Below are 13,174 nucleotides of genomic sequence, written 5' to 3'. Positions count from 1 at the left end.
CTGCAGGCTTTTTCATTATTTCATCGGTTCAATGACCAAGTAACGGTTTGGATCTGTACCTTCTGAATACGTTTCAATATCCAGCCGGTTGGACAATGCGTTATGGATGACTTTCCTTTCGTAGGAAGGCATCGGCTCAAGCTGCACTTTCCTTCCCGTGCGAATGGCTTGGTCTGCCATCCGTTCCGCGAGCTGCTCCAGCGACTGTTCGCGTCTTTCTCGATAATCTCCGACATCCAGGCGGATGACTTTGAATTGTTCTGCATATTTATTCACAACAAGCTGGCTAAGTTGCTGAAGGGAATTGAGTGTCTGTCCCCTCTTTCCAATTAAAAAGGCTGCTTTCGAGCTTTCCAAGTGGAATGAAATGTACTTTCCGTCATTCTCATGCTCGATCTTCAAATCCTGGATTCCCATGTCTTCCGCGATTGCGAGCAAGTACTTTTTTGTCTCCTCGATCGCTTTGTCGTCCGACACTTTCTTCGATGACTCCGTATCCTCTGCTGGAGCATCCGTTTCAGCATTCATTGGTTCAATTGATGTAGTCAACTGCTCTGCCGGGCTTACCGGTTCCGTTTCTTTTACCTGCTCCGTCTCTACTTGCTCCTCAGTCACCGTTTCAGTAACGACTGACTCTGCCGCTATTTCTGGAGTTTCTTCTGCTTTCACCGTGACAACGACTTCAGCATCTCGTGCACCGATTCCTAGAAATCCTTTTTTACCGGGATCGACAACTTCAATCTCCACTTGATCCCGGGTTACGCCAAGTTCCCGCAAAGCCGCCTCGATGGCCAGTTCGACCGAGGCTCCCTTCCGCGCTACCTTGTTCATTTCCGTTTCCCTCCCATTTTTACAGGTGCCACTTCTTTCTTCTTAAATGGTTTGTAAATGAAGATGTTCTGGATAATTGAAATGATATTCCCGATAACCCAATACAATGCAAGTGCTGCTGGTAAAATTGTTCCCATGATCATGATCATGAAAGGCATGATATACATCATCACTTTCATTTGCGGATTGTCCATAGCAGGACCTGTCCGTAAAACGATGAATTGCATAAGTCCTGCAGTGATAGCCAACGTGATGCTCGGTGTTGCAAGTTCAAAGAAAAGAAATTTCCCAAGCACGATTTCAGGTGTTGCATTCATCCGGCTGATCGCATGATACAAGCCGATGATAATTGGCATTTGTATAATGACAGGCAAGCAGCCAGCTGCTGGATTAATCTTTTGCTCCGTCATGACCCGCTGCATTTCTTCCCGGTATTTCTGTTGAGTCACAGCGTCTTTGGACTTGTACTTTTCTTTCAAGCCTGCAAGAATCGGCTGCATCTCTTGCATCCGTTTCGAGCTTTGCGCCTGTTTGATCATAAGCGGCAACAGAATCAGGCGGATAATAATAGTAACCGCGATGATCCCGAGTCCGTACGTACCAAGCAGACCTTTGAATGTCACGATCAGCGATACAATCGGCCAAACAATATATTGATTCCAGAAGCCTTCACTGGTCGAGTAGATCGGCTCCTTGAATTCCGAACAGCCGGCCAAAAATACTGACAACACCGTCAGTATTAATAGTAATCCAAATTTCTTCTTCAAATCAGTTCCCCCATATCTGTCCAAAAATGCGTTGCTATCAGTTTATCATGAACATTTATAACGTTCTACTTCTTCCTTAACACTTTTGCGATCCGCAAAACATGCTGCAAGCTTTTTTTCGTTTCATGAAAATCCAAGTTGGCCGCCTGATGTCTGGCGATAATGACGTAATCCGCATCATTTCTTAGCTCATCCTTCAGCTCGAGAAACGCTTGACGGATATAACGCTTAATTTGGTTACGCATAACGGCATTCCCGATCTTTTTTCCGACGGAAAGCCCGATCCGGAATTCGGTCTGCTCCTCTTTCCGCAACACATATACGACAAATTGCCGATTTGCAAACGACTTGCCGCTTTTAAATACTTTTTGAAACTCTTCATTCTTCTTAATCCGCTGCCGTTTTCTCAAGTTGTTCACCTGCTTTTCGTCGATTCTTTCCCTCGACCTATCATTTCCTAAGGAAAGTGAAATAAGTCGGCATTCTCCCTAAACGAGAAAAAAAGACCACTGAGGACAGTGGTCTTATGCTGAAAGCACTTTTCTTCCTTTGCGACGACGAGCTGCAAGAACTCTACGGCCGTTTTTAGAGCTCATTCTCGCACGGAAGCCGTGAACTTTACTACGTTTACGTTTATTTGGTTGGAATGTACGTTTCATTTCAAAGACACCTCCTGCATTGTCCATCTACGTATGTGACAGTCTTGAACAGTATAAAGGGCTTGACAGATAAAGTCAACAACTTTTCTGCATCTTTTTATCCTTGCCTCAACTGCCGTTTCGATCTCTTTCTTTGATTCTCTCCTTAGAACGATTGCAAAACAAAAATTATTTATCCACAATCCTAAAATCATTTCATCGGGACAACTTGTGAGCAAATCAAAAAGTGATTTTTTTTATGCACAACACTTATCGACAAATTTTTCACATATGAAAAGCTGTGGATAAAACAAATGTCCACAGCTGCCCGCATTGTGAATAACTTATCTAACACCTTGTCATCCTTACGATTCCTTGGTACAATGAAAAAGATTTTGTTGTGAACATTATAAACAAGCCGACTCTTTATCCACAATTGTTAATATGTTGTGGATAATTTTTTCAACACTTTTGGATTTTTGTTATCCACAACGCTGAAAACTGTGTATAATACATATTTCCGAGTAAATTTCGATAGAAAAGGAGGCGCAAGATTGGATCAGTTAGAAAATCTATGGAATGAAGTTTTGTCGAAAGTGGAAGAAAAGATTTCCCGGCCAAGTTTTGAAACGTGGCTGAAATCTACAAAACTCATCTCCTATGGCGAGGAAAACGCGACGATAGCCGTTCCCAATTCATTCGCGAAGGATTGGCTTGAAACTCATTATGTCCATTTGATTACTGGCATCCTGTCCGAACTGACGGGTGAAGATCGGCTTATTCAGTTTGTTGTTCCCGAAGAGATGGAACAGCATGATTTTCCTGTGCCAAAACCGGTCGGAAAACAGGTCGAAAAAGTTCAAACGCCGTCAGCATCTGTCATGCTGAATCCCAAATATACATTTGATACGTTCGTCATCGGTTCAGGAAACCGCTTTGCGCATGCTGCATCACTCGCAGTGGCGGAAGCACCTGCCAAGTCATACAATCCGCTGTTCATCTATGGTGGCGTCGGTCTCGGAAAAACGCATTTAATGCACGCGATCGGCCATTATATTCTGGAGCAAAATCCTGAAGCGAAAGTCGTCTATTTATCATCCGAAAAATTCACCAATGAGTTCATCAATTCCATTATGAATAATAAAGCCGGCGAATTCCGGAATCAGTATCGGAATGTGGACGTGCTTTTGATAGATGATATTCAATTCATTGCTGGAAAAGAACAGACCCAAGAGGAATTTTTCCATACATTCAATACGCTCCATGAAGAATCCAAACAAATTATCATCTCGAGCGACCGGCCTCCAAAGGAGATTCCTACGCTGGAAGACCGTCTTCGATCGCGATTTGAGTGGGGCCTGATTACCGATATCGCTCCTCCTGATTTGGAGACACGGATTGCGATATTGCAAAAGAAGGCGAAGGCTGACGGCTTGATCGATATCTCGAATGAAGTGATGCTCTATATAGCCAATCAGATTGATACGAATATTAGGGAACTGGAAGGGGCACTCATCCGAGTCGTCGCCTATTCTTCCCTAGTCAATATGGATATCACCCCTGATCTGGCTGCGGAAGCATTAAAAGATATCATTCCAAACTCCAGGCCGCGTACCATTACGATCCTAGATATACAAAAGGCAGTCGGAGAGCATTTTAATATCCGGCTAGAGGACTTTTCAGCGAAAAAACGGACACGTGCCATCGCATTTCCACGTCAAGTGGCTATGTATCTGGCCCGTGAACTGACCGATTCGTCCTTGCCGAAAATCGGTTCTGAATTTGGCGGACGGGATCACTCGACTGTCATCCATGCCCATGAGAAGATTTCACAACAGTTAAAAGAGGATCAGGCACTTCAACATGACATCCAAGATTTGCGCAGCGCACTTGGACGCGGTTGAGCTGTGGATAAAATAGAATAACTGTTTCACACATGCGCACACTTTATGCACATGTGAATATCTTTTTAAATTAAGAGGTTAAGAAGCTTATACACATATCCACAGCCCCTATTACTACTATTACTGTTTTATTAATAATTAATTCATATATAAGCGAGGGATCGAGATGAAATTTGAGATTATGAGGGATCGCCTGCTCGATGGTCTGACAGATGTCATGAAGGCTATCAGTCAAAAAGTCGCGGTTCCTATTTTGACGGGGATAAAAATTGAAGTAGACGAAAAAGGACTCCGGATGACAGGAAGCGATTCAGATATTACAATCTGCACCTTCATTCCTGTAGAAGAAAACGGGGAGCAGCTGATCCGTGTGATAGAACCGGGAAGTATTGTGCTTCAGGCAAAATTCTTCAGTGAAATTGTTCGGAAATTGCCAACCAATGATGTAACGATCGAAGTTTCAAACGGAACGCAGACTCATATCCACTCAGGCAAATCGGAATTCCACCTGATCGGTTCCAATGCAGATGACTACCCAATCTTGCCGAATGTAAAAGACGATCACCGTTTTTCATTGCCAGCGGATCTGATGAAATCGATTATCCGTGAAACTGTGTTTGCGGTTTCCCAACAAGAAACACGGCCTATTTTGACAGGGGTTCACTGGGATGCGACTGAGGACAGCCTTACATGTGTCGCAACGGATAGTCACCGGCTCGCACGCCGTACTGTACAGCCGGAACAAATGCCTGAAAGCCCGTTCAGTGTTGTCATTCCAGGCAAAAGCCTTCAGGAATTGAATAAAATTCTCCCTGATCACTCTGATCTTGTGGAGATTGTCATTGCAGATCAACAAGTCCTGTTCAAAACAAAGAATGTCTTGTTTTATTCCAGATTGCTTGAAGGAAATTATCCGGACACTTCCCGCTTGATTCCTTCTGAATACAAAACATCTGTGACTGTGAACGGCAAAATGCTGCTTCAGGCTATTGACCGTGCATCGCTTCTCGCAAGGGAAGAACGGAATAATATCGTCCGTTTCTCTGCAGATGAAGGTAAAGTACTGGAAATCTCTTCGAATTCTCCTGAAGTCGGGAAGGTTGAAGAAACGGTCGAAGCCATTGATGTAAAAGGGGAAGATTTGAAAATCTCCTTTAGCGCAAAATATATGATGGACGCTTTAAAAGCGATTGATGGACAGGATATTGCCATCCACTTTACTGGTGCCATGCGTCCGTTCATTTTGAAATCCGCCGACAATGATGCCATTCTCCAGCTCATTTTACCGGTGCGAACATTTTGATCTTGAAGGATAGTCAATGAGTTGACTATCCTTTTTACTTACGGTCGAAAATTAGGTAAAATAGAAGGACAGATTACAATGCGAAGGATGGAAGTAAATGGATAAGTTGATGATCGATACTGAATTTGTCACGCTGGGCCAAGTGTTGAAAATGACGAATGCCATCAGTTCAGGCGGCATGGCCAAATGGTTTTTGGAAGAAAATCCCGTTTTCTTAAATGGAGAAGAAGAACGCCGGCGCGGAAAAAAATTATATGATGGCGATCTTGTTAACATTCCTGGCATAGGCCGGTTTAAAATAGTTTCGGCTACAAGTGGTCAAGCGGATGCACATTGAGCGGCTCGCTTTAACGAATTATCGAAACTATCCTTCACTCGATCTCTCTTTTTCTCCGAAAATCAATGTACTCATCGGAGAAAACGCGCAGGGCAAGACAAATATCATGGAGGCGATCTATGTATTGTCCATGGCGAAATCCCATCGCACTTCAAATGATCGTGAACTGATACGCTGGGAGCAAGAGTATGCTAAAATAGAAGGGGAGATCCAGCGGAAGTATGGTCGGCTTCCCCTAGAATTGACCATTTCGAAGAAAGGCAAAAAAGCGAAGGTCAACCATTTGGAACAAAATCGCCTAAGCCTCTACATTGGACAATTAAACGTTGTCATGTTTGCCCCGGAAGATTTAAACCTCGTAAAAGGCAGCCCGCAGATCAGGCGGAGATTCCTCGACATGGAGATCGGTCAAATCTCACCTGTCTATCTTCATGATTTATTGACGTTCCAAAAGGTCTTGAAGCAACGCAATGCCATTTTGAAAGAGAACCGAGGCAAGCTTGATTTTCATGACGTTATGTTCGATATCTACACGGAACAGTATGTTCAGGTTGCGGTGGAAATCATACGCAAGCGTTTTTACTTCATGGAATTACTGCAAAAATGGGCGGAACCGATTCATAAAGGGATTTCCAGAGGCCTCGAGCAATTAAAAGTATCGTACGGTACTTTAAAAGAACTTGATTCTGGGCAGACTGTGGAAGAGATGGAAAAGATAATCAGCCAAAAATTGCACGAAGCGAAGCGGAGGGAGTTAGAACGAGGCGTCACATTAGTCGGCCCTCATCGTGATGATCTCCATTTCTTTGTAAATGGCTATGATATACAAACGTACGGCTCTCAAGGACAGCAGCGCACAACGGCTCTGTCCTTGAAACTGGCAGAAATAGAATTGGTCAAACAAGAGGTTGGCGAAACACCAGTCCTGCTCCTGGACGATGTCCTGTCAGAACTGGACGACTATCGCCAATCGCATCTTCTGAACACTATGCAAGGCCAAGTGCAGACTTTTGTTACGACAACGAACATTTCGGGCATTGACCACGAAACGATACGGCAAGCCGAATTGTTCGAAGTGGATGCTGGCACTGTATTCAAAAGAGAATAAGAGACCAAAATCCCCTGCTTATGCTAGGCAGGTTCATCGTTATATGTATGGTTCAGAAAGGAAAGGTGAACACGTTGGCAATGGAAGAGAAAGACATGCAGACAGCTTATGATGCCAATCAGATCCAAGTTCTTGAAGGATTGGAAGCAGTTCGTAAGCGGCCCGGCATGTACATCGGGACAACAAGTTCGAGAGGGCTCCACCATCTCGTTTGGGAAATCGTCGATAATAGTATCGACGAAGCGCTCGCAGGCTATTGCGATCACATAGAGGTCACGATTGAGAAGGATAATTGGATCCGTGTAGATGACAATGGACGCGGAATTCCAGTCGGCATTCAGGAATCCACAGGCCGTCCAGCAGTTGAAGTCATTATGACTGTCCTGCATGCGGGCGGAAAATTCGGTGGCGGAGGGTACAAAGTATCCGGCGGTTTGCACGGTGTTGGTGCTTCGGTCGTTAACGCCCTTTCCGAAGCGACGGAAGTATATGTCAAACTCGATGGCAAAGTCCATTCGATTAAATTCGAGCGAGGCGTTCCGACGCAGGAGCTGACAGTCATCGGAGAGACAGATGAAACAGGAACAACGACCCGTTTTAAAGCCGATCCAGAAATTTTCACCGAAACGACTGTATATGAATATGACATCCTCGCCAATCGTTTGCGCGAGCTGGCCTACTTGAACCGTGGGCTGCGCATCAGCATTACAGATGACCGGGAAGAGGAAAAAAGGATGGACACCTTCTACTACGAAGGCGGAATCAAATCCTATGTCGAGCATCTGAACAAAAACAAAGGACCGATTCACGAGGAACCGATTTTTATTGAGGGTGAAAAAGATGGCATCTCCATCGAAATTGCTATGCAATATAATAGCGGTTATGCGGAGAACATTTATTCATTTGCCAATAATATCAATACGTACGAAGGCGGTACGCATGAGTCCGGTTTCAAGACAGCTTTGACGCGTGTCATTAACGACTATGCTCGCAAAAACAATTTGCTGAAGGAAGCAGATCCGAATCTATCGGGGGATGACGTCCGCGAAGGGCTCACCGCCATCATTTCTGTTAAACATCCAGACCCGCAATTTGAAGGGCAGACGAAGACGAAACTAGGAAACTCCGAAGTGAGCACCATTACGAACTCGCTCTTTTCGGAAAGCTTCCAACGTTTCCTTCTTGAAAACCCAACGACGGCACGACTCGTTATTGATAAAAGCTTAATGGCTGCCCGAGCACGGATTGCGGCAAAAAATGCCCGCGAATTGACGCGCCGGAAATCAGTACTGGAAGTATCCAGTCTTCCAGGCAAGCTTGCCGACTGTTCTTCTCGGGATCCGGCTATCAGCGAACTTTACATCGTTGAGGGTGACTCGGCGGGCGGATCCGCAAAAAGCGGACGGGACCGTCATTTCCAAGCGATCCTGCCTCTGCGCGGTAAGATATTGAACGTTGAGAAGGCAAGACTCGACCGAATCCTGAGCAACGCGGAAATCCGTATGATGATCACTGCGCTTGGAACAGGAATCGGAGATGAGTTCGATCTTCAGAAAGCGCGATATCACAAAATTGTCATCATGACCGATGCCGACGTCGATGGTGCCCATATCCGGACATTATTGCTTACATTCTTCTTCCGTTTCATGCGCCCATTGATTGAGGCAGGATATGTTTACATTGCCCAGCCGCCACTTTACCGGGTGAAGCAAGGGAAACATGAGGAATATTGCTTTGACGAAGTGGAATTAAGAGAGATCCTGAACCGTCTGCCAGAAGTTCCAAAGCCGGCCATTACACGTTATAAAGGGCTAGGTGAGATGGATGCGACCCAGCTTTGGGAAACGACAATGAACCCGGAGGTGCGCACATTGCTTCAAGTTCATCTCGAAGATGCGCTCGATGCCGATTCAACCTTTGAACAACTCATGGGTGATGAAGTAGAGCCGCGCCGCAGATTCATTGAAGAGAACGCAATGTACGTCAAGAATTTGGATACTTGATAGGCTTGTGATCAGGAAAATCTAGATGGATAAAGAGATTGCCTGAGTTGAAAGGAGTTTGACAACATGGCTGATATGCCGAACCGCGGTGTCCAAGGAATCAATATTAGTACGGAGATGAAGACATCCTTCCTCGATTACGCGATGAGTGTCATCGTGTCCCGTGCACTTCCGGACGTCCGAGACGGTTTGAAACCGGTGCACCGACGTATTCTTTACGCGATGCAGGACCTAGGAAACACAGCTGATAAACCACATAAAAAATCTGCTCGTATCGTTGGTGACGTAATCGGTAAGTATCACCCGCACGGCGACAGTGCCGTATACGACACGATGGTCCGGATGGCGCAGGACTTCAACTACCGCTATATGCTAGTGGACGGACACGGGAACTTCGGGTCCGTCGACGGCGACTCGGCAGCTGCGATGCGTTATACCGAGTCCAGAATGTCGCGGATTGCGATGGAACTGCTGCGTGATATTAACAAAGACACCATTGATTATCAAGACAACTACGATGGGCAAGAGAAGGAGCCGATTGTCCTCCCGAGCCGTTTCCCGAATCTTTTAGTGAACGGTACGTCAGGTATCGCAGTCGGTATGGCTACCAATATCCCGCCGCATCATTTAGGTGAAACGATTGATGGGGTATTGGCGCTCGCAGACAACCCGGCTATTACGACCGATGAATTGATGGAAATCATTCCGGGTCCCGATTTCCCTACAGGTGGAATCATCATGGGAAGAAGCGGAATCCGCAGAGCTTATGAGACCGGACGAGGTTCCATCATCATCCGCGGAAAAGTCGAAATCGAGCAGCAAGCGAACGGTAAAGAAACGATCATTGTGACGGAAATTCCTTACCAAGTAAACAAAGCAAAATTGATTGAGAAAATTGCTGAGCTGGTGCGCGATAAAAAAATCGAAGGCATTACTCATTTAGCGGATGAATCAGATCGCACAGGCATGCGGATTGTAATCGAAGTCCGCAGGGATGCAAATTCCAACGTTCTTCTCAATAATTTATATAAACATACTGCCTTGCAATCGAGCTTCGGCATCAATATGCTCGCCTTGGTCGATGGGCAGCCGAAAATTCTGGCGCTTAAAGAAATTCTCTATCACTATTTAGAGCACCAGAAAGTCGTCATCCGCCGCAGAACGCAATTTGATTTGAACAAAGCGGAAGACCGGGCTCATATTTTGGAAGGTTTACGTATTGCACTCGATCATATCGATGAGATCATTGCTTTGATTCGGGCATCCAAAACGACGGATGAAGCAAAACACGGCCTGATGGAGCGTTTCGATCTATCAGACCGTCAAGCTCAGGCGATCCTCGATATGCGTCTCCAGCGTTTGACTGGTTTGGAACGCGACAAAATCGAGTCTGAGTATCAGGAGCTTCTTGTCTTGATTGCTGAATTGCGGGCAATTTTGGCGGACGAACAGAAAGTCGTCGACATCATCAAGGAGGAACTGTTAGAAGTGAAACGCCGTTTTGCGGATGAACGCAGAACGGATATTACAATGGGCGGTTCTGAAATGCTGGAAGACGAAGATCTCATTCCTGTTGAAAATTCTGTTTTGACACTAACTCATAATGGATACATTAAGAGATTGCCGGCTAATACGTATCGAAGCCAACGCCGTGGTGGCCGAGGCATCCAAGGGATGGGGACAAATGACGATGACTTCGTGGAACATCTCCTGAACACGTCAACCCATGATACGATCCTCTTCTTCACAAGCCGAGGCAGGGTCTTCAAGAAAAAAGGATATGAAGTCCCTGAATATAGCAGAACAGCGAAGGGTCTGCCGATCATCAATCTATTGGATTTTGACAAAAATGAAAAAGTTACAGCGATGATCCCAATTGAAAAGTTCGAGGAAGACAAATATCTCTTCTTCGCTACTTGTGGAGGAGTTGTAAAACGAACACCGATCTCTGACTTTGCCAATATCCGGTCTAACGGTCTGATCGCGCTCACACTTCGCGGTGATGACGAACTGATTGGCGTTAGGATGACGAGCGGTAATGAACAGATCGCAATCGGGACGAAAAACGGCATGCTGATCAAATTCCATGAAGAAGATATCCGTGTGATGGGCCGGGTTGCAAGCGGAGTGAGAGGTATCCGCCTGCGGGAAGGCGACGTCGCTGTCGGAATGGATACGGTCAGAGAAGGCGATGAAATCCTTGTCGTCACGGAAAAAGGGTTCGGAAAACGGACACCAGAATCAGAATATCGGATTCAAACCCGTGGCGGCTACGGCTTAAAGACGTTGAACGTAACAGAGCGGAACGGCCAGCTTGTCGCCATGAAGACTGTTAATGGCACGGAAGATTTGATGCTTATTACGATTCACGGCATTCTGATCCGCATGGACATTGAGGATATTTCCTCAATTGGCCGGAGCACACAAGGCGTTCGCCTCATCCGTCTTGGCGAGGATGAGCTCGTTGCCACTGTTGCCAAGGTGGAGAAAGAAGAACCTGAAGAGGAAGCAGAGGAATCCGGGGATGACTTGACGGAGTTAGAACCGGCTGAAGAGATTTCGACTGAAACGCAGAATGAAGAATAAATGAAATATGGAAGTTGCTGATTCTGCTATTTGCAGGATCAGCAACTTTTTTCATAGTTTATTCCAAAAATATGGAGTATAATAGTCACAAAGAACTCGAAAGCGGTGAACCAACAGTAATGGAACTCTATAAGAACACGAGCGACTTACGCCCCGGTATCCTATTAAAGGAAGACGTTTTCGTCAAAACAAAATACCCGATCATGCGCAAAGACACGGAGCTGACGCCGGAACATCTTTATGCATTACGAGCATTTGGAGTGACACGGGTGAAGGTCGAAGAGCGGGTAGCTCCCGACAAATTGACTGACGAGGACAAAGATTCCCAAGCCATGTCTACCGCTGACATGCTGAAAAATATGCCCATTAGCCGAGAGACTCTTCGGAAACAATACTATGAAACAGTACGAAATTTTAAAAAGGAGTTCATGGGCTGGCGTTCCGGTGCAAAGGTGGATATTGCAAAAGTGCGTCAAACCGTAGTGCCCCTTTTGGAATCCTTCGCTACCCGCAAGAATATGTTGATTTCTCTAAATGAATTATCCGAGTCGAAAGATTATTTATATCACCATTCGGTAGGAGTGGGCATCTTGGCAGCCGCAATTAGCAAGCAGCTCGGTTATCCATCTGGAGATGCGTTGCAGGTAGGCCTGGCAGGCGTGCTTGCCGATGTCGGCATGGCAAAAATCGACCCGCAAATAACCGAAAAATCGGCCTTTCTATCGAGAGAGGAGTACAACGAAGTAAAAAAACATACGATTTTCAGCTTTCAAATGCTGCAAGACACGCCGCTACTACGTAAGGAAATGAAGCTGGCAATCTTCCAGCATCACGAACGGCTGGATGGCAGCGGTTATCCGAGAGGAGATAAATTGGAGAGCATATCGGTTTACTCACAAATACTGGCAGTGTCCGATGTTTTCCACGCCATGACGTCCGAACGGATTTATCGATCCAAACAATCACCCTATAAGGTGTTGGAAATGATCAAAGAAGAGGAATTCGGCAAGTTTGATATTAAGATTGTCCAAGCGCTAGAGAGCTTGATTGGCAATATATCTATTGGAACAAGAGTGAAATTATCGGACGGAGATATGGGAGAAGTGATGTTCATCCATCGAGATGCTCCGCTGCGCCCGTTGATTAAAAAGCTCCCAACCGGCGAAACAGTCGATCTGGCTTCAAAACGTTCACTCTCTATTGAGAAAGTATTGGAGCAGTAATTGAATAGATATGGCAAGAGCAAGGGACGAATTTGAATGGTAACTGTCTAAAAGAGCAGTTTTACTTGTTAGCATTTTAATTACTATTACGTGTTTTCCTAATGAAATGTAATAGGAAAGCACGTTTTTTATCCCGTTATATCATAGAGAGTTTTGAAGGAGATGCCGGTAGGAATAAACAAAAGGATAAAAATCTAAGGTTTTTCTAAAAAAACTATTGCGAAGAAAATAAGTAACTGGTATAGTAAGTAACGTTGCACTTCACTAAACCAATCAAAAAACATTTAGAAATAAAGTTTTTAAAAGTGTTGACATGAAGTGAACAGAGTGATAAGATATAAGAGTTGCTGATACGGCAACAACAAACATGAACCTTGAAAACTGAACAGCAAAACGTCAACAATAAAGTCGGAACCCGACCTCGTCGGGAAGAAGACAAACACGAATCTTCGGATTCAAAATTGACATCTTAAT

The 13,174-nt window shown here is 45.2% G+C and carries 11 protein-coding genes; 7 read left to right on the top strand and 4 right to left on the bottom strand.

Annotation, left to right across the window (positions count from 1 at the left end; genetic code table 11):
* Positions 1–15: 15 nt before the first annotated feature.
* The 4 genes from jag to rpmH form a co-directional block, all read right to left on the bottom strand.
* Entirely contained in the window at positions 16–831 is an 816-nt protein-coding gene (gene jag / locus ACSW3C_RS17985; protein ID WP_486564227.1) for an RNA-binding cell elongation regulator Jag/EloR, read from the bottom strand.
* A complete protein-coding gene (yidC, locus tag ACSW3C_RS17980) occupies positions 828–1,598 on the bottom strand; it encodes a membrane protein insertase YidC (RefSeq protein ID WP_486564225.1) in 771 nt (256 codons plus the stop codon). Before yidC ends, jag begins: the two co-directional genes overlap by 4 nt.
* 65 nt (positions 1,599–1,663) lie before the next feature.
* Entirely contained in the window at positions 1,664–2,008 is a 345-nt protein-coding gene (rnpA, locus tag ACSW3C_RS17975; protein ID WP_486564223.1) for a ribonuclease P protein component, read from the bottom strand.
* 114 nt (positions 2,009–2,122) lie between these two features.
* Positions 2,123–2,257: a 50S ribosomal protein L34 gene (gene rpmH / locus ACSW3C_RS17970; protein ID WP_144926158.1), complete on the bottom strand. Its 135-nt coding sequence runs from the start codon at positions 2,255–2,257 to the stop codon at positions 2,123–2,125.
* 533 nt (positions 2,258–2,790) lie between these two features.
* Here rpmH and dnaA point away from each other — a divergent pair.
* From dnaA to ACSW3C_RS17935, 7 genes are all read left to right on the top strand, one after another.
* Positions 2,791–4,140 carry a chromosomal replication initiator protein DnaA gene (gene dnaA, locus ACSW3C_RS17965; RefSeq protein WP_238079824.1) on the top strand — a complete coding sequence of 450 codons (1,350 nt, stop codon included), beginning with the start codon at positions 2,791–2,793 and terminating at the stop codon, positions 4,138–4,140.
* A 166-nt stretch (positions 4,141–4,306) separates the two neighbouring features.
* Positions 4,307–5,443, top strand: a complete 1,137-nt coding sequence (dnaN, locus tag ACSW3C_RS17960) for a DNA polymerase III subunit beta (RefSeq protein WP_486564221.1) — start codon at positions 4,307–4,309, stop codon at positions 5,441–5,443.
* Between the two features lie 97 nt (positions 5,444–5,540).
* Positions 5,541–5,780: a S4 domain-containing protein YaaA gene (gene yaaA / locus ACSW3C_RS17955; protein WP_486564219.1), complete on the top strand. Its 240-nt coding sequence runs from the start codon at positions 5,541–5,543 to the stop codon at positions 5,778–5,780.
* A complete protein-coding gene (gene recF, locus ACSW3C_RS17950; protein WP_486564217.1) occupies positions 5,770–6,888 on the top strand; it encodes a DNA replication/repair protein RecF in 1,119 nt (372 codons plus the stop codon). Before yaaA ends, recF begins: the two co-directional genes overlap by 11 nt.
* 80 nt (positions 6,889–6,968) lie before the next feature.
* The gene (gene gyrB / locus ACSW3C_RS17945; protein WP_238079836.1) at positions 6,969–8,891 is read left to right on the top strand and encodes a DNA topoisomerase (ATP-hydrolyzing) subunit B; all 1,923 of its coding nucleotides are present in this window, start codon (positions 6,969–6,971) and stop codon (positions 8,889–8,891) included.
* A 66-nt stretch (positions 8,892–8,957) separates the two neighbouring features.
* Positions 8,958–11,477, top strand: coding sequence for a DNA gyrase subunit A (gene gyrA / locus ACSW3C_RS17940; protein WP_486564215.1), 2,520 nt, complete (start codon positions 8,958–8,960; stop codon positions 11,475–11,477).
* A 119-nt stretch (positions 11,478–11,596) separates the two neighbouring features.
* Entirely contained in the window at positions 11,597–12,700 is a 1,104-nt protein-coding gene (locus tag ACSW3C_RS17935; RefSeq protein WP_486564213.1) for an HD-GYP domain-containing protein, read from the top strand.
* Positions 12,701–13,174: the final 474 nt, after the last annotated feature.

It is taken from the genome of Sporosarcina sp. AD_1 (genome assembly GCF_057373025.1).
The sequence above is the reverse complement of the archived record's forward strand: the minus strand, read 5'-3'. Positions and strand labels throughout refer to the sequence as shown.

What these genes read in the sequence shown, in the direction of transcription:
- ACSW3C_RS17935 (WP_486564213.1), top strand. Translation starts at nt 11,597, where the DNA reads ATGGAACTCTATAAGAACACGAGCGACTTACGCCCCGGTATCCTATTA.
- gyrB (WP_238079836.1), top strand. Translation starts at nt 6,969, where the DNA reads ATGGAAGAGAAAGACATGCAGACAGCTTATGATGCCAATCAGATCCAA.
- yaaA (WP_486564219.1), top strand. Translation starts at nt 5,541, where the DNA reads ATGGATAAGTTGATGATCGATACTGAATTTGTCACGCTGGGCCAAGTG.
- rpmH (WP_144926158.1), bottom strand. Translation starts at nt 2,257, where the DNA reads ATGAAACGTACATTCCAACCAAATAAACGTAAACGTAGTAAAGTTCAC.
- gyrA (WP_486564215.1), top strand. Translation starts at nt 8,958, where the DNA reads ATGGCTGATATGCCGAACCGCGGTGTCCAAGGAATCAATATTAGTACG.
- jag (WP_486564227.1), bottom strand. Translation starts at nt 831, where the DNA reads ATGAACAAGGTAGCGCGGAAGGGAGCCTCGGTCGAACTGGCCATCGAG.
- recF (WP_486564217.1), top strand. Translation starts at nt 5,770, where the DNA reads ATGCACATTGAGCGGCTCGCTTTAACGAATTATCGAAACTATCCTTCA.
- dnaN (WP_486564221.1), top strand. Translation starts at nt 4,307, where the DNA reads ATGAAATTTGAGATTATGAGGGATCGCCTGCTCGATGGTCTGACAGAT.